Below are 15,744 nucleotides of genomic sequence, written 5' to 3'. Positions count from 1 at the left end.
CATGGCCGAGATCCGCGTTCAGAATCTGAGGAAAGCGTTCGGCGAGTTCGTCGCCGTGCAGGATTCCAATTTCGTCGTCGAGGACGGCGAGTTCTTCGTCATGCTTGGACCATCGGGTTGCGGCAAGACGACGACGCTGAGGATGATCGCCGGCCTCGAGCTGCCCACCGGCGGCAAGATCCTGCTCGGCGGCGAGGACGTCACCATGCGCCGGGCGCGTGAGCGCGACATCGCCTTCGTTTTCCAGCTCTTCGCGCTCTATCCGCACATGAATGTGCGCAAGAACATCGGCTTTCCGCTTTTGGCGCAGGGCATGGCCTCGGCCGAGATCCGGCAGCGGGTGGAGGAAACGGCGAAGCTGCTCCGCATCGATCACCTGCTCGACAAGTCCGTCTCCGGCCTGGCCGGCGGCGACCGCCAGCGCGTCGCGCTCGGCCGCGCCATCGTGCGGCGGCCGAAATGCTTCCTGATGGACGAGCCGCTTGGGACCCTCGACACCGAATTCCGCGATCTGATGGTGCATGAGCTGCGCGAGCTGCACAACCGAATCCACGCCACCACCGTCTATGTCACGCACGACCAGATGGAAGCGATGTCGATGGCCGACAAGATCGCGGTGATGAATCACGGCGTCATCGAGCAATTCGGCAGCCCGCGCGAGATCTACGACCGGCCGGCGACGATGTTCGTCGCCGACTTCATCGGCTCGCCGCCGATGAACTTTCTGCGCTTCGGCGGCGGGCTTGCCAAAGGCGCGAAGGAGATCGTCGTGCAAGGCACCCAGGTGGCGGTGCCGGAAGTGCGCGAAGATATCGCGCCCGCTGACATGGCGCTCGGCATCCGGCCCGAGCACATCCGCTTCGACGACGCCTCGAAGCTGCGCGGCGCGATCTACGGCACCGAATATCTCGGCACGACGCAGATCGTAGCGGTGGAGACGGCGGATGGCATCATCAAGGCGCGGGTGCCGGCCGGCATCCATCTGAATCCGGGCGAACGGGTCGGGCTGATGCTGAGCAGCGCCAGGCTTTCGCTATTCGAGAAAGGCACGGGACGCGCGGTCAGAACCGCCATGCATGATCAGGCAGCGGAGGCGCGCCATGGCTGACGTCCATGTTCATGGGGTAACCAAGAGCTTTGGCGAGACCGTCGCCGTCAGCGATCTCGACCTGCAGATCAAGGACGGCGAATTCGTCGTGCTGCTCGGCCCGACCGGCGCCGGCAAGACGACGACGCTGAGGCTGATCGCCGGGCTGGAGCGGCCGGACAGCGGCACGATCCGCATTGGCGGTCACGACGCCACGGCACTTTCGCCGGCCGAGCGCGACACCGCTTTCGTGTTCCAGCAATATTCGCTCTATCCGCATCTGTCGGTCTACGACAACCTCGCCTTCCCGCTGCGCTCGCCGGCACGGCGCTTTCCGGAAGAGGCGATCCGCCGCCGTGTCGAGGAAGTGGCGCGGATGGTGCGCATCGACCATAAGCTCGAAAATCGCTCGACCAGATTGTCGGGCGGCGAGATGCAGCGCGTCGCCATCGGCCGCGCTCTGGTGCGGAAGCCCGCAATCTATCTGATGGACGAGCCGCTGTCGTCGCTTGACGCCAAGCTGCGCGCCGATCTCAGGCTCGAGCTGAAACGCATCCAGTCGGAGCTCGGCGCCACCATGCTCTATGTCACGCACGACCAGATCGAGGCGATGACCATGGCCGACCGCATCGGCATACTGGCCGACGGCGTGCTGGTGCAGATCGGCACGCCGCGCGCGATCTATTCGGAGCCGGCAAACCTTCATGTCGCCGCCCGGCTCGGCCAGCCGGCGATCAACCTGTTGCCGGCCGGGCTGCTGCCCGATGGCGGTGCGCCGAACGGCACGACGACGATCGGCGCGCGCACCGAGCATCTATCGATCGAGAAGGCGGCCAACGGCCGTGCCGACGGTGTCGTCGACTGGGTCGAGCATCTCGGCGACCAGAACCATCTGCATGTCACTGTAGGCGCAAAGAAGCTGGTGACGCTGACCGATCCCGACACGCCGCTCGAAAAGGGGGACAGAGTGACGATCCGCTACCGCTCGCCGCTTTATTTCGGCTCGAACGGGCAAAGGCTGATGTAGCGGGCTCATGCACATCTTTGACGACAGCAGATACGGACTGGACGAAATCCATGAAGCACTTTTTCAACCGCAAGGACTCGATCGTCACCGAAGCGCTGGATGGCTTCTTGGCCACGGCAGGCTCAGGCACGCTGGCGCGCCTCGACGGCTATCCCGAAATCAAGGTCGTGCTGCGCACCGACTGGGAGAAAACGAAGGTCAGCATCATCTCCGGCGGCGGCGCCGGGCATGAGCCCTCGCATGCCGGCTTCGTCGGCGCCGGCATGCTGACGGCGGCCGTCTCCGGGGAGATCTTTGCTTCGCCGAGCGTCGAGGCGGTGCTGGCGGCGATCCGCGCGACGACCGGGCCGGCAGGTTGCCTGCTGATCGTCAAGAACTACACCGGCGACCGGCTCAACTTCGGTCTCGCCGCCGAAAAGGCGCGTGCGGAGGGTTTTGCGGTCGAAATGGCGATCGTCGCCGACGATATCGCGCTGCCCGACATCGCGCAGCCGCGCGGCGTCGCCGGCACGCTGTTCGTGCATAAGATCGCCGGGCATCTGTCGGAAAGCGGCCATGACCTGGCTACGATCGCTGCCGCAGCGCGCGCGGCGGCGAAAGACATCGTTTCGCTGGGCATCTCGCTCTCCTCCTGTTCGATCCCTGGCCAGGCGCATGAGGACCGCTTCGGCGCGGATGATGGCGAACTCGGCCTCGGCATCCACGGCGAGCCGGGCGCCGAGCGCATCGCGCTGCAAAGCGCCGGCAAGCTGGTCGCCGTCATGGCCGAACGCCTCGCCGCGCGGCTCGACGTCGGCAGCCATTATGCGATGCTGATCAACAATCTGGGGTCGGTGCCGCCGCTGGAGATGTCGCTCATCGCCAATGCCGTATTGTCCTCGCCGCTGGCAAAGGCGGTGACGCTGACCGTCGGCCCCGGGCACCTGATGACCGCGCTCAACATGAACGGGTTTTCGCTGTCGCTGATCAAGCTCGACGCGGAACGCGAAGCCGCGCTGCTGGCGCCGGTCGGCCCGCACGCGTGGCTGCCGGCGAAACCGGTTCGCCGCCCGGTCGTTATCGCAGCGGCCAAGGCCGCCATTGGTGGCGCCGCCAAGGCGGCCAGCCGCGACGCCGGCTCCGAACGGCTGATCGCCGCGATTTGCAGAAGGCTGATTGCGCTCGAAGAGCCTCTCAACACTCTCGACGCCAAAGCCGGCGACGGCGACACCGGATCGACGGTGGCGACCGGCGCGCGCAGCGTGCTCGACCGCCTCGACACGCTGCCGCTTGCCGATCGGGCGGCAACGCTTGCCGCAATCGGCGACACGCTGGGCACCTCGATGGGCGGCTCGAGCGGCGTGCTTTTGTCGATCTTCTTCACCGCCGCGGCGCAGGCGCTCAATGGCGGCGCGTCGCTCAGCAAGGCGCTGCTCGCCGGCCTCGACCGGATGACCTTCTACGGCAGCGCCAAGGTCGGCGACCGCACCATGGTCGACGCGCTGGAGCCGGCGTTGAAGGCGCTCGACGCGAGCGGGCTGGAAGCTGCGGCCCAGGCCGCCCGGCACGGCGCGGAGACGACCGCCGCGATGCAGAAGGCGAAGGCCGGCCGCTCCGCCTATATCGGCCGGCAGCTTGACACAGCGGATCCGGGCGCCTTTGCGGTGGCCGAGGCGTTCGCGGCCGTGGCGGCCATGTTCGCCCCGGCATGAAGGACAGAGAATGCCCGCATCCGAATTCTCTCGATTGATCGCGGCGGCGGCGGATACGATCGCGGCGCATGCCGACGAGTTGACCGCGCTCGACCAGGCGATCGGCGACGGCGACCATGGGCTGAACATGAAGCGCGGCTTCGAAGCCGTGCGCGCCGAGGCCCAAGCAATCACGGCGAAACCGCTGCCGGACGCGCTGAAGGCGGTCGGCACCAAGCTGGTGATGACGGTCGGCGGCGCCTCCGGGCCCCTGTTCGGCACGCTGTTCATGGCGCTCGGAAAGGAGTTGCCCCCGGCACCGGACCGTGCCGCGCTAACGGCGGCGCTCGGCAAGGCGATCGAGGCGGTTTCGGCGCGCGGCAAATCGCAGCCGGGGCAAAAAACCATGCTCGACGTGCTGCAACCGGTGTATGAGGCGCTGGCGCAAGGCAAGACGGCCAGCGAAATCGCCGACGCCGCCGATCAGGCGGCCGAAGCCACCGTGCCGATGAAGGCCCTGCGCGGGCGCGCCTCTTTTCTGGGAGAGCGCTCGATCGGGCATATGGACGCCGGCGCGCGCTCAAGCGCGCTGCTGGTGCGCGCAGTCGCGGAAGCGATCGAGGGTTCTTGATGAGCAAGGTCGGCATCGTCATCGTATCGCATTCGCCGCTGGTCGCCGAGGGCACGGCCGACATGGTGCGCCAGATGGTAGGCGACGAAGTGCCGCTTGCATGGTGCGGCGGAAACGGCCATGGCGGGCTCGGCACCAGCGTCGAGGCGATCATGGGCGCGATCGACAAGGCCTGGTCGGAAGCCGGCGTCGCCATCCTGGTCGATCTCGGCGGGGCCGAGACCAACAGCGAGATGGCGGTCGAGATGATCGGCGAGCCACGCTCGCACAAGATCGTCGTCTGCAACGCGCCGATCGTCGAGGGCGCGGTGATGGCGGCGACGGAATCCTCCGGCGGCGCCTCGCTCAAGGAAGTGGTGGCGACGGCGCATGAATTGTCGCCGTCGTGAGTGAACGGGAACCGACTGAATGTCCGCATCCGCCGAAGCCACGGTCCTGATCACCCACGAAGTGGGGCTGCACGCGCGTCCTTCGGTGAAGTTCACCAAGCTCGCCAAGTCGTTCGCGGCCGAGGTGGAAGTGGCGGTGGCCGCCAACGGCCCGTGGTTCGACGCCAAGAGCATCGTCAAGGTCATGGCGGCCAAGGCGCCGAAGGGAACCGTGCTGCACATACGGGCAAGAGGTGACGGCGCTCAGGAAGCGGTCGGCGCGCTGGTCGAGCTGGTGCAGCGCGATTTCGACGAGGATGCGGACCATGCCCGCTCCGCTTGACGCAAGCCAGCCCAGTTCCCCGGCCGCAAGGAACGAGGGTCATGCGGCTTGAGGGCATTCCAGCCTCTCCAGGTTATGCCGAAGGGCCGCTGTTCGACCTCGACCGGCCGCCCGCCGGCTACAAATCCAAGGCGAGTGCCGCAGAAGAGAAGGCAGCGCTGAAGGAGGCGATCGGCAAGGCGGTGAGCCGGCTGACCGCGCTGATCGAAACCGCCGACGGCGAGGCCGCCGGCATTCTCGAATTTCACATCGCAATGCTGGAGGACGATGCGCTGAGCGGTCCGGCTTTCGCTGAGATCGGGTCCGGAGAGCCGGCCGATCTTGCCTGGCGACAGGCGCTGGATGCCGAGATCGCCGGCTACGAGGCGTCCGACCAGGACTATTTCCGCGCGCGTGCCGCCGATTTGCGCGACATCCGCGACCAGGTGCTGCGGGCGCTGAGCGAGGATTGGGAAGCCGTCGCACCGCAAGGCGCGATCCTTTATGGCACCGATATCGCGCCGACGCGCTTCCTGGAAACGGATTGGAGCCGCGGCGGCGGCATTGCGCTCGAGGGCGGCAGCACGGCCAGCCATGTCGCCATGCTGGCGCGCTCGCGCGGCGTGCCGATGGTGGTAGGACTTGGCGCTTTGGCGGACAGGCCAGCCGGGAACGCGCTGCTCGATGCCGAGCATGGCGGCATTGTGATCTCGCCGTCGCCGGCGGAGATCGAGGCGTTCCGGCGGTCATCCTCCTCCTTCGCGGCACGACAAGGCAAGGCGCAGAGTTTTCTCGCCCAGCCGGCGGCGACCAAAACCGGCACGCCCGTGCGGGTGCAGGTGAACATCGCCTATCCTTCCGATGTCGACAGCATCGGTATCGAGACATGTGACGGCGTCGGCCTGATGCGGACGGAATTCCTGTTCGGCAAGTCGCTGCCGGACGAGGAAACGCAATACCTTGCCTACCGCAAGGTGCTGGAATGGGCGGGCGAAAAACCGGTGACCATCCGCACCGTCGATGCCGGCGGCGACAAGCCGATCCCCGACTTCACCGTCGAGGAGACCAACCCGTTTCTGGGTTTGCGCGGCATCAGGCTGTCGCTGGCGCGGCGCGACATCTTCCGGGCGCAAATCCGGGCATTGCTGCGCGCCGCCATACACGGCAATCTGAAGGTCATGTTCCCGATGATCGCCACCGCCGAAGAATATGCCCAAGCCGCGGCGCTGTTCGCCGAAGAGCAGGCGGCGCTTGCCGCGCGCGGCGTTGCACATAAGCTGCCGCCGCTCGGCATCATGGTCGAGGTGCCGTCGGTCGCGATAGCGCCGGAGGCGTTCGCCGATGTCGCCTTCTTCTCGATCGGCTCCAATGATCTCACGCAATATGTGATGGCGGCGGCACGCGACAATGCCGCCGTCGCGCATCTGAATTCGGTCCGCCATCCGGCGGTGCTGCGGCTGATCGAGTCGGTGACCCATTTCGGACGGGAGAAAGGTATTCCGGTCAGCCTCTGCGGCGACGTCGGCGGCGATCCCGCCGCCATCCCGGCCCTGCTCGAGGCCGGCCTGCGCGATCTTTCGGTGGTTCCGGCGCAACTCGCGATGGCCAAGGCGGCGATCGCTGGGGTTTCGGTGTAAGCGCGGCATGGCCAAGGCAGCCAAGATACAGGAAGCCGGCTCGGAAGACGCGATCCGCGCTTACAAGACGATCCTGTCGCAGGTCATCGACCAGCGGCCTTCCGGCATGCGCCAGCGGCTTGCCGATGCGCTCGGCAAGCACCGCAGCTTCGTCACGCAGATCTCGAGCCCGGCCTATTCGATCCCCATTCCCTCGAAGCATTTGCCGGCTATCTTCACCGTCTGCCATTTCAGTCCGGCCGAGCGCGACCAGTTTCTGGTCGCCTATCACCAGGCGCATCCCGGCAAGGTGCCGGCAGCCTCAGGCCCGCGCAAAACACGCCACGTCTCGCTCATCGTGCCCGATTTCGGCGACGACAAACAGAATGCCGCGCTCGACCGGGCGATCAACGAATTCATCCAGAAGATCACCAGCATCGCCGGCAAAGGTGGCGGCTGAGAAGGCAATTCCAGGAACGGTGCGTGGCGGTTTCCTGGGATTGTGTATATCGGGTCCAAGGCTATTCGGGAGGACGGCCATGAAGAAGTTTCTCAATTCGGTGGACACGGTGCTCACCGAAAGCCTGGACGGCTTCGTCGCCGCGCATTCGGACATTCTCGTGCTCGGCGACGACCACAAATTCGTCCGCCGCAAGGAGCTCAAACCGGGCAAGGTGGCGCTGATCTCCGGCGGCGGCTCCGGCCATGAGCCGCTGCATGGCGGGCTGGTCGGCCACGGCATGCTGGACGCCGCCTGCCCTGGCCAGGTCTTCACCTCGCCGACACCGGACCAGATGCTGGCGGCAGTGCAGGCGGTCGACACCGGCGCCGGCTGCCTGTTCATCGTCAAGAACTACGAAGGCGACGTTATGAACTTCGACATGGCCGCCGAAATGTCGGAAGGCGTGCTGCAGGTGGTGACCAATGACGACGTCGCGGTCGAGAATTCGTCCTACACCACCGGACGGCGCGGCGTCGCCGGCACGCTGGTGGTGGAGAAGATCGTCGGCGCCGCGGCCGAGCAAGGCGTAGCGCTGCCCGAGCTCAAGGCGCTGGGCCATCGCATCAATGGCGCGACGCGCTCGATGGGCGTGGCGCTCACCAGTTGCACGGTGCCTGCGGCGGGCAAGCCGACCTTCGAGATCGGCGACAACGAAATGGAATTCGGCGTCGGCATCCATGGCGAGCCCGGCAGGCGGCGCGATGCGCTGAAGAGCGCCGACGCCATCGCCGAGGAGGTTTGCGCGGCGATCGTCGGTGATCTCGGCGACCGCGCCAAAGGACCGGCGCTGCTGTTCGTCAACGGCTTTGGCGCCACGCCGTCGATGGAGCTTTATCTGATGTACAACAGCGCGCGCAAAATCTTCGAGAAGAGCGGCGTGACGGTGGCCCGCTCGCTGGTCGGCTCCTATGTCACCTCGCTCGACATGGCTGGATGCTCGATCACGCTGGCGATGCTCGACCAGGAAATGACGGCGCTGTGGGACGCGCCGGTACGCACGGCGGCGCTGCGCTGGGGGATGTAGCCTTCGCTGGCTTGCCTCAAGCTTTTCTGCGACCATGTTCGCGCTTGCATGCCATTCGCGAACATTACCCGGTTGATGCTGCCACCGCTTTCGCCTGCCGAAGAAAAATTGCTGCTCGACTTTGCCGACCCCGAAGCCCCGGCCGACGGGAACTGGACTCTTTCGGCAAACAACAGCCTCATGGCTCTGCTTGCCCATGCCGAGTTCCATGGTGTGCTGCCGATCATGCTGCGCAAGCTTCGGGAAATCGGCGACGCCAACCTGCCGGCAGATACGGCCTTGCAGCAGAAGCTGGCCGAATTGCGCGACCAGGCGACGCTTGCGACCGGGCAGTCGATGCTGCTGCAATATCACGGCGACCGGATAATGAAGGCCTTGGCGGCGAAAGGCGTTGCGGCCCGCATCGTCAAAGGTCCGGTCTTCGCGCGCAAGCTCTACCGCCATGCCGCCGACCGGCCGTTCACCGACATCGACATACTGGTCGACCCTGCCAGGATCGCAGAAGCCAATAGCGTGATCGCTGCTTGCGGCTTCGAGCTTGCCAGCGGCGAGGCGCAATCGCATGAGCTGCAGGAGTTCAAGTGGCTGGAGAAGGACAACTCCAGCCTGCTGATCGAGCTGCACGGCAACCTAGTGCATGACACCGGCATGCGGCGGCGGCTGTCGTTGGGCTTTCGCGAATTGCAGGTCATCGACGGCGACGAGGCCGACACGCCGGCGGCGCTTCTCACCATCGCCATCGTTCACGCGGCCGGTGGCCACAAATTCCACCGGCTGCAGCTCTGTGTCGACGTGCTGCAGGGGGTGCGCGTACTGCAATCGCCGGCGGCGGAAACGCGGCTGCTCGAAACCGCGCGCATGGCGGGCATCGAGCTCGAGCTGGCGACGGTGCTGAACGTGACCGGGCGCCTGTTCGACGAGCCGCGCGCGATCGCGCTTGCCAACCGCATCAAGCCCGATCTCGCGATACGACTCGCCAAATGGCTGATCACCGGCAACGTGCTGCTCAGGGTCAATTCGCGGGACAAGATGCGCTCGCGCCTCAGCCGCGACGCCTTCCGCTGGGTCCAGCGGCTGGCCCGGGCGAGACGATACGCTGCGTGAGCGCCCGTGGAAAACTCTACTCCTCCAGCGTCGCGCGGATCAGCGCTGCTGCATCCGCAGGGCTTGAGCCGACTTCCAGGGTGAAGGTCGGGACGGCCTTGACCAGTGCCGCGATCGACGCCATGCGCCGTTTCTGCATCGGTAAGAGGCCGGTCAAGCCGGTCCTGACATTGTCGGTGGCAAGCGCAACCATCGCGTCGGTCCTTGCCAACGGCATAAGCCGGGTCCGGCCATCGGCCGAGCGCGCCAGATGCAGGAGCGCCGCGACAGGCCTGGCGCGAACATCCTCGATGCGGATGATTTCGCCCAGCCGCTCCAGCGAGACGGCCTGCTCGCCCTCGGCGTCCCATGTCTCGCCTAGGCAGCGCGAGAGGAACGGCAGCATCGCCGCGGTGTTGCGGTGGATCTTTACCTTGCGCGGCATGCCCCAGGCCGTGGTGCCGCTTGGCGTCGCGCTGAGGATCATCACATCGTCCGAGCAAAGGCCGAAGCCCTGCGATGCCAGCGCCATTGACGTCGTCGACTTGCCGGTGCCGCTCGGCGCATGGATCAGCACTAGCGCCTCGCGGCCGGGCAGCGTCAGACCGGCGGTATGGAGCATGTGCTGGCCGCTGGCATCGAGCGCGGCATCCAGCACCATCATCAGCAGCGTCCATTTGACCTTGCTGTCGGGATGGACGCGGATATCGGCTGAGCCCTCATCGGCACGGATCGAGGCTGTCTGGAGGCCGGGAAAGACCAGATGGACGACGTCGCCGGCGTCGATGATCCGGCAATGGCCGTCCAGCGGCACTTCGCCGTCGAAGGCGAGCTTTCCTTCCGGGTTTTCGGACAGGGCCGGCGTTTCGCGGATGTTGATGCGAAAACCCGGTTCGAGCGCTTCATCGACGCGCAAGGTGGCGAGCATCAGGTCGAAGCTCGGCCAGAGATCGGCGCGCTCCGCCGATATGCCGATGACCTGGCCGTTGAGGTCATAGCAGACTGTGGTTGCAGCACCGGTCAAGCGGCACGCACCTTCACGCCGCCGGGATGGCGATAGATCTCGACCATGCCGGGCAGGCTGTCGCTGACCACCGGCTTGCCGTCGATGCAGACCCAGCAATGTGCCGACAGGCGCGGCGCATGCATCGACTTCGAATCGACGCCGAAGCGCAGCTCGGGATCGAAACCGGCCATGCGCAGGAAACGGAAGCCGAGCAGCCCTTCTCGCAGGCATCTGCGGTCGCGCATCAGCCAGGGATGCCGGACCGCGCGGTTGACGCGGGTGACGATATAGGCGGAAGGCAGGCCGCGATAGGGCGTGGGCGCGTCGAGCGGCGCCCATTTCAACACCGCCTCGAACTCGCGCCGGCCGATCAGCACCGGCATCAGCCGGGCGCTGAGCCACAGATGGACCCGGAACAGTGCACGCAGGATTGGTCCGTCGGCCATCACGCGCCCGGGTCGGCCAAGATGCCTTCCGCCACCAGCGCGGCGGCAAGTGCCGCCATGTCCTGGTCGAGCGTCGCCTTGTCGACTTCGAATTCGTCCGACAAGAGATTGACGATCTGGTCGAGGCTGCGCACGCCATCGATCTTGTCGAGAAAGGCCTCGGTGGTGCCATTGCAGGTGTAGAGCTGGCCGCTGCGTGCCAGAAGCACGACCGCCCCGTCGCCGACATGCTGCACGGAAGCGTCGTCCGCCATCCGCAGAACCGTTTCAGAGGCGATTTCGACCATGCGCCTATCCAGACAATTGCCGGAGAAGGATTTACCGCCGCCTCCCGGCGCTGTCCATCGCTGACGACGACTGCTACGCAGGGCGCGTCGGCCATCTCCAGGCGATGACCGACACATCGAGCCGCCCTCGCCCTGCCCGCTGCCCCGTCGATCGATACCCGTCAGGGTTGCCAACTTTCCCTTAAGTAAGCTAAGAGTCCGCCGGGGGTTTCGGGGAGTGGACAGTATGCGTTACAATTGGGATCGAGCTCCGACGGCATTCGAGCGCCATCGGAAGGCATTGGCGGCCGCGATTTTGATAGCCGGCGGCGTGGGACTGATGCTCGCGGCCTTGCCGCTTTAAGCCGAATTCACTCCCTGACAGGCACACGCGCTCCGACCAGAGCGCCGCCGGATCCCTTTGCCGGCAACGTCGACCAAAATGCAGGAAGACATGGCCGGCAAAAGCGGCCTAAAGCGCATCGCGATCTTTCGGATCGCTTAGCGCGCTTTAGGTTTTGATTTTACGCATGTCTTTTGTCCCGAAACCGGTTCCCACTTCCGGGAGACATGCTTTAGGCTATTGCCGGACGACGAAATGTCCTGGGAGGAAAAGTCGATGGCGTCACGCTACCACGAGGTCTATGAGGGCTGGAAACGCGACCCCGTAGGGTTCTGGGCCGAGGCGGCCAAAGCAATCGACTGGTATTCGCCGGCAAAAAGCGTCTTCGATCCGACGGCCGGCGTCTATGGCCACTGGTTCGTCGGCGCCACCTGCAACACCTGCTTCAACGCCATCGACCGCCACGTGGCGGGCGGGCGTGCCGACCAGCTGGCGCTGATCCACGACAGCGCGATCACGGGCACGATCCGGAAATTCACCTATGCGGAACTGAAGCGCGAAGTGGTCGCGCTGGCGTCGGTGCTCAAGAACCGCGGCATCGGCAAGGGTGATCGCATCATCATCTACATGCCGATGGTGGCGGAGGCGGCCATCGCCATGCTCGCCTGTTCCCGCATCGGCGCCGTGCATTCGGTGGTGTTCGGCGGCTTCGCCTCGCATGAGCTCGCCACCCGCATCGACGACGCCAAGCCGAAGCTGATCATCTCAGCATCCTGCGGCCTGGAGCCCGGACGGGTCGTCGCCTACAAGCCGCTGCTCGACAGGGCGATCGAGATGTCGAAGCACAAGCCCGATGGCTGCCTCATCCTGCAACGCGAGCAGTTGCGCTGCGAGATGAAGGACAATTACGACTTCGACTATGCCGACGCAGTGGCGCGTGAACGCGCGGCCGGTGCCAATGTCGACTGTGTGCCCGTGCTCGCAACCGACCCGCTTTACATCATCTACACCTCCGGCACGACCGGCCAGCCGAAAGGCATCGTGCGCGACAATGGCGGCCACATGGTCGCCCTGAAATGGACCATGGACAACGAATTCGGCGTCAAACCGGGCGAAGTGTTCTGGGCGGCCTCCGACGTCGGCTGGGTGGTCGGCCATTCCTACATCGTCTACGGACCGCTTCTGCATGGCTGCACCAGCGTGCTGTTCGAGGGCAAGCCGATCGGCACGCCGGACGCCGGCACCTATTGGCGGGTAATCTCGGAGCACGGCGTGGTGGCGCTCTTCACCGCGCCGACGGCCTTCCGCGCCATCAAGGGCCAGGATCCCCAAGGCGAGTTCGTGCCGAAATACGACCTGTCGAAGTTCCGCACCCTGTTCCTCGCCGGCGAGCGCGCCGACCCCGAGACCATCAAATGGGCGGAACAGAAACTCGATCGACCGGTGATCGACCATTGGTGGCAGACCGAGACCGGCTCGCCGATGACCATCAACCCGGCCGGTTTGGGGCTCTTGCCGGTGAAATACGGCTCGCCCGGCGTGCCTATGCCCGGCTACGACATCCGCATTCTCGACGATGCCGGCCATGAGGTGCCGCGCGGCACGCTCGGTAATGTCGTGGTCAAGCTGCCGCTGCCGGCCGGATGCCTGCCGACGCTCTGGAATGCCGATGCCCGCTTCCGGCAGGCCTATCTCGATGAGTTCCCGGGCTTCTACAAGACGGCCGATGCCGGCATGGTCGACGAGGACGGCTACCTCTATGTCATGGCGCGCACCGACGACATCATCAATGTCGCCGGCCACCGTCTCTCGACGGGAGCCATGGAGGAGGTGCTGGCCGCGCATCCCGATGTCGCCGAATGCGCCGTCATCGGCATCGCCGACGCGATGAAGGGCCAGGTGCCGCTCGGTTTCGTCGTGCTCAATGCCGGGGTGTCGCGCGACACCGGCGCGATCGAGAGCGAGGTGGTGGGGCTGGTGCGCGAGCGGATCGGTCCGGTCGCCGCCTTCAAGACGGTGGTGACGATCAAGCGGCTGCCGAAGACGCGCTCCGGCAAGATCCTGCGCGGCACGATGCAGAAGATCGCCGACAAGGAGGAATGGACGATGCCGGCGACCATCGACGATCCCGCCATCCTCGACGAGATCACCGCGGCGCTCAAGGGACGCGGCATCGGTATTTAGCGCCGTCGCGGTATTGGGGAGCGGATCGCAGCATCAGGCGCTTCCACGAATTCGTCCCGCAGCGGCTTCGTGATCGCCTTCAGTGCCGGTTTTGGGAGAACGACATGCATCAAAACAAGGACTTAAAGGGCGTCGCCTGAGTCCGTCTCAACGCGACACGCTTTAAGCGAAGCACGGTTCTAGTGTGGAATTGTTTGCATCCGACATGATATCGAGGCTTGGTCCACGCTCCGTGGCATAACCCTAATTTGAGTACCGAGCCGCAATCCGTGAGCCTGTTCCAGCGATCGAGACGACCCCGACCATTGCCGCGCGAGCGGCTTGTGATGGATATGCGCGACACGGTGGTCTACGCGATCGGCGACGTGCATGGCTGCCATGACGAGCTGCGCGCGCTGGAGCAGAAGATCCTGCTCGACGCGCTGCAGTTCCGTGGCCGCAAGATCATCATCATGCTCGGCGACTATGTCGACCGCGGACCGCAGTCGCGACGTGTGATCGAGCACCTCATGGCACCGCCGCCAAAAGGCTTCCTCAGGGTCTGCCTCGCTGGAAACCATGAGGTGGCGATGCTCAACTATCTCGACGGCTACCTGTCGCTGGAGCCGTGGCTCGCGGTTGGTGGGCGGGAGACCCTCTATTCCTACGGTATCGACCCGGCCCATCTCGCCAATCTGTACGCTTCAGGCGAAGAGGTCGACGAACGCATCCGCGAGACGATTCCCGCCAGCCATGTAGGCTTCCTGCGCACGCTGCCGGCGATGGTCTGCTCCGAGCAGTTCGTGTTCGTGCATGCCGGCATCCGGCCCGGGATCGCGCTCGAGGAGCAGGACGAGGCCGACCTGCTCAACATTCGATCCGACTTCCTCGCGGCGGCGCATCACCTCGACCGCTGGGTGGTGCACGGACATACGATCGTGGACGTTCCAACGCTCGAGGGTCGCCGGCTCGGCATCGACACGGGCGCTTTCCAGAGCGGCCGGCTGACCGCCCTCAGGATCGTCGGCAAATATGGACGGCTGCTGTCGTCCAGGGATTGAGAGTTGTTCCGACCGCTCTGAGTATTAACTCCGGAAGGAGAAACGCTCGACGCCGCCTTCATGAAGCAAGCACAGTTCGCTCTCAGGTCGGCGCAAGCTCGGCATCTGCGGCGGCGCCAAAGGACAGCAGGTCGCCTTGCCACTTGCTGCGCTTAAGGAACTGTTCCCAAGTCACGGCATCCGGATCGATTCTCCGACTCCAGGTCAGATCGCGCTCGGGGGCGTAGTAGCCATATTCGACGGCGTATTCGACCATACCCACCAACTCGCGCACGAGATGCTCATTACCGGCGAAGCTCGGAAAATGGCGCAACAAGTCTTCACGCGAATAGGCAGAGGCATAGCGGGCGCGTTTTCCGGTGATCCGCACAAACGTGTCCACCATTTGTTGCGCCGAGATAAACTCGCCGATTACGGGCAGGACTTCGCCAGCGTATCGCGCCGGGTGGTCAAAGATCTCGCGCACCGCCGGGCCGGCCGCAGTGAGCGGATCACAGAACGGCATGGGGATGTCCGGCGGCAGGTATATGGCAAACGTTATGCCGTCCTCCCCGCCGCGCGGCACGTAGTATTCCAGGAAGTTGGTGTAGTAAAACGCCAGATAGACAAACGAGCTGCGGACGGGCAAGCCGCGAATGTAATCCTCTACCTTTGCCTTGTCGGTGAAATGCGGCGCCCACTTGGTGCCGCCGGTGATGGCTTCGACATTTTCGAGTCCGCTGAACACCACCTGCTCGACGCCAGCGGCCACCGCCGCGTCGGCCAACTCCTTGCCGAGGTCGAGTTCGGGTTCCGCCGGCGGCACCTTGACGATGGGCGGCGTCATCAAGAACGCCCCAGCCGAGCCTTTCATCGCTTCGGCGAGGTCGGCCTGTCTGCCGAGTTCAAGAGGCGCCACCACGACTTCGGCACCCTTCTTCGCCAGGGCCTGCGCGGGCTGGCTCTCGAGGCGTCGCGTCAGGGCTCGTACCCGGTAGCGCCCGCTGTCGAGCAAGGAATTGGCGACGCTACGGCCTTGCTTGCTCGAGGCGCCAACAACGGTGATCAGAGGTTTGGAAATATCGGCTTGGCTCATGTTGGTTATCCTGTTTGAGGGGCGGAACCGCTTCTCCCGTCCTTCTTCCTCGGG

General features: G+C 65.2%; 16 protein-coding genes. 12 read left to right on the top strand and 4 right to left on the bottom strand.

The window, feature by feature from the left end:
- The first annotated feature begins 1 nt into the window (after nt 1).
- From P9236_RS14260 to P9236_RS14215, 10 genes are all read left to right on the top strand, one after another.
- Nucleotides 2–1,108 (top strand): ABC transporter ATP-binding protein, encoded by a 1,107-nt coding sequence (locus P9236_RS14260; protein ID WP_278075260.1) that lies wholly within the window; start codon nt 2–4, stop codon nt 1,106–1,108.
- Entirely contained in the window at nt 1,101–2,114 is a 1,014-nt protein-coding gene (locus tag P9236_RS14255) for an ABC transporter ATP-binding protein (protein WP_278075259.1), read from the top strand. Before P9236_RS14260 ends, P9236_RS14255 begins: the two co-directional genes overlap by 8 nt.
- A 50-nt stretch (nt 2,115–2,164) precedes the next feature.
- Complete coding sequence (locus tag P9236_RS14250) at nt 2,165–3,805, top strand: dihydroxyacetone kinase subunit DhaK (RefSeq protein ID WP_278075258.1); 1,641 nt, start codon at nt 2,165–2,167, stop codon at nt 3,803–3,805.
- A 10-nt stretch (nt 3,806–3,815) separates the two neighbouring features.
- The gene (dhaL, locus tag P9236_RS14245) at nt 3,816–4,415 is read left to right on the top strand and encodes a dihydroxyacetone kinase subunit DhaL (protein WP_278075257.1); all 600 of its coding nucleotides are present in this window, start codon (nt 3,816–3,818) and stop codon (nt 4,413–4,415) included.
- Entirely contained in the window at nt 4,415–4,804 is a 390-nt protein-coding gene (gene dhaM, locus P9236_RS14240; RefSeq protein ID WP_278075256.1) for a dihydroxyacetone kinase phosphoryl donor subunit DhaM, read from the top strand. Before dhaL ends, dhaM begins: the two co-directional genes overlap by 1 nt.
- A gap of 19 nt (nt 4,805–4,823) precedes the next feature.
- On the top strand, nt 4,824–5,126 hold the full coding sequence (locus tag P9236_RS14235) for an HPr family phosphocarrier protein (protein WP_278075255.1): 303 nt from the start codon (nt 4,824–4,826) through the stop codon (nt 5,124–5,126).
- A 41-nt stretch (nt 5,127–5,167) separates the two neighbouring features.
- The gene (ptsP, locus tag P9236_RS14230; protein WP_278075254.1) at nt 5,168–6,742 is read left to right on the top strand and encodes a phosphoenolpyruvate--protein phosphotransferase; all 1,575 of its coding nucleotides are present in this window, start codon (nt 5,168–5,170) and stop codon (nt 6,740–6,742) included.
- Nucleotides 6,743–6,749: 7 nt separating this feature from the next.
- Nucleotides 6,750–7,181, top strand: coding sequence for a hypothetical protein (locus P9236_RS14225; RefSeq protein ID WP_278075253.1), 432 nt, complete (start codon nt 6,750–6,752; stop codon nt 7,179–7,181).
- A gap of 79 nt (nt 7,182–7,260) precedes the next feature.
- The gene (gene dhaK / locus P9236_RS14220) at nt 7,261–8,247 is read left to right on the top strand and encodes a dihydroxyacetone kinase subunit DhaK (RefSeq protein ID WP_278075252.1); all 987 of its coding nucleotides are present in this window, start codon (nt 7,261–7,263) and stop codon (nt 8,245–8,247) included.
- Nucleotides 8,248–8,322: 75 nt separating this feature from the next.
- Entirely contained in the window at nt 8,323–9,351 is a 1,029-nt protein-coding gene (locus P9236_RS14215; protein WP_278075306.1) for a nucleotidyltransferase family protein, read from the top strand.
- A gap of 16 nt (nt 9,352–9,367) precedes the next feature.
- Here the strand turns inward: P9236_RS14215 and P9236_RS14210 are convergent, their stop codons facing one another.
- Genes P9236_RS14210 through P9236_RS14200 form a run of 3 tightly spaced genes read right to left on the bottom strand, consistent with a single transcriptional unit; the run spans nt 9,368 to nt 11,069 of the window.
- Entirely contained in the window at nt 9,368–10,354 is a 987-nt protein-coding gene (locus P9236_RS14210; protein ID WP_278075251.1) for a serine kinase, read from the bottom strand.
- Nucleotides 10,351–10,782 carry a lasso peptide biosynthesis B2 protein gene (locus tag P9236_RS14205; protein ID WP_278075250.1) on the bottom strand — a complete coding sequence of 144 codons (432 nt, stop codon included), beginning with the start codon at nt 10,780–10,782 and terminating at the stop codon, nt 10,351–10,353. Before P9236_RS14205 ends, P9236_RS14210 begins: the two co-directional genes overlap by 4 nt.
- Entirely contained in the window at nt 10,782–11,069 is a 288-nt protein-coding gene (locus P9236_RS14200) for a PqqD family protein (RefSeq protein ID WP_278075249.1), read from the bottom strand. The genes P9236_RS14205 and P9236_RS14200 overlap by 1 nt, the downstream gene beginning before the upstream one ends.
- A 598-nt stretch (nt 11,070–11,667) precedes the next feature.
- Between P9236_RS14200 and P9236_RS14195 the strand changes: the two genes are divergently transcribed.
- Both P9236_RS14195 and P9236_RS14190 read left to right on the top strand, forming a co-directional pair.
- A complete protein-coding gene (locus P9236_RS14195) occupies nt 11,668–13,575 on the top strand; it encodes a propionyl-CoA synthetase (RefSeq protein WP_278075248.1) in 1,908 nt (635 codons plus the stop codon).
- A 326-nt stretch (nt 13,576–13,901) separates the two neighbouring features.
- The gene (locus tag P9236_RS14190) at nt 13,902–14,615 is read left to right on the top strand and encodes a metallophosphoesterase family protein (protein WP_347405188.1); all 714 of its coding nucleotides are present in this window, start codon (nt 13,902–13,904) and stop codon (nt 14,613–14,615) included.
- A gap of 82 nt (nt 14,616–14,697) precedes the next feature.
- On the opposite strand, the gene P9236_RS14185 is transcribed toward P9236_RS14190, so the two are convergent.
- Nucleotides 14,698–15,690 (bottom strand): NmrA/HSCARG family protein, encoded by a 993-nt coding sequence (locus P9236_RS14185; protein WP_278075246.1) that lies wholly within the window; start codon nt 15,688–15,690, stop codon nt 14,698–14,700.
- Between the last annotated feature and the right edge of the window lie 54 nt (nt 15,691–15,744).

Source organism: Mesorhizobium sp. WSM4884, assembly GCF_029625675.1.
GTDB lineage: Bacteria > Pseudomonadota > Alphaproteobacteria > Rhizobiales > Rhizobiaceae > Mesorhizobium.
Note: the sequence above shows the minus strand (reverse complement) of the source record. Positions and strands in the feature narration are given on the sequence as shown.

Excerpts from the sequence above, each read along its gene's own strand:
- P9236_RS14260 (WP_278075260.1), top strand. The coding sequence starts at position 2 with ATGGCCGAGATCCGCGTTCAGAATCTGAGGAAAGCGTTCGGCGAGTTC.
- P9236_RS14255 (WP_278075259.1), top strand. The coding sequence starts at position 1,101 with ATGGCTGACGTCCATGTTCATGGGGTAACCAAGAGCTTTGGCGAGACC.
- P9236_RS14250 (WP_278075258.1), top strand. The coding sequence starts at position 2,165 with ATGAAGCACTTTTTCAACCGCAAGGACTCGATCGTCACCGAAGCGCTG.
- dhaL (WP_278075257.1), top strand. The coding sequence starts at position 3,816 with ATGCCCGCATCCGAATTCTCTCGATTGATCGCGGCGGCGGCGGATACG.
- dhaM (WP_278075256.1), top strand. The coding sequence starts at position 4,415 with ATGAGCAAGGTCGGCATCGTCATCGTATCGCATTCGCCGCTGGTCGCC.
- P9236_RS14235 (WP_278075255.1), top strand. The coding sequence starts at position 4,824 with ATGTCCGCATCCGCCGAAGCCACGGTCCTGATCACCCACGAAGTGGGG.
- ptsP (WP_278075254.1), top strand. The coding sequence starts at position 5,168 with ATGCGGCTTGAGGGCATTCCAGCCTCTCCAGGTTATGCCGAAGGGCCG.
- P9236_RS14225 (WP_278075253.1), top strand. The coding sequence starts at position 6,750 with ATGGCCAAGGCAGCCAAGATACAGGAAGCCGGCTCGGAAGACGCGATC.
- dhaK (WP_278075252.1), top strand. The coding sequence starts at position 7,261 with ATGAAGAAGTTTCTCAATTCGGTGGACACGGTGCTCACCGAAAGCCTG.
- P9236_RS14215 (WP_278075306.1), top strand. The coding sequence starts at position 8,323 with ATGCTGCCACCGCTTTCGCCTGCCGAAGAAAAATTGCTGCTCGACTTT.
- P9236_RS14205 (WP_278075250.1), bottom strand. The coding sequence starts at position 10,782 with ATGGCCGACGGACCAATCCTGCGTGCACTGTTCCGGGTCCATCTGTGG.
- P9236_RS14200 (WP_278075249.1), bottom strand. The coding sequence starts at position 11,069 with ATGGTCGAAATCGCCTCTGAAACGGTTCTGCGGATGGCGGACGACGCT.
- P9236_RS14195 (WP_278075248.1), top strand. The coding sequence starts at position 11,668 with ATGGCGTCACGCTACCACGAGGTCTATGAGGGCTGGAAACGCGACCCC.
- P9236_RS14190 (WP_347405188.1), top strand. The coding sequence starts at position 13,902 with ATGGATATGCGCGACACGGTGGTCTACGCGATCGGCGACGTGCATGGC.
- P9236_RS14185 (WP_278075246.1), bottom strand. The coding sequence starts at position 15,690 with ATGAGCCAAGCCGATATTTCCAAACCTCTGATCACCGTTGTTGGCGCC.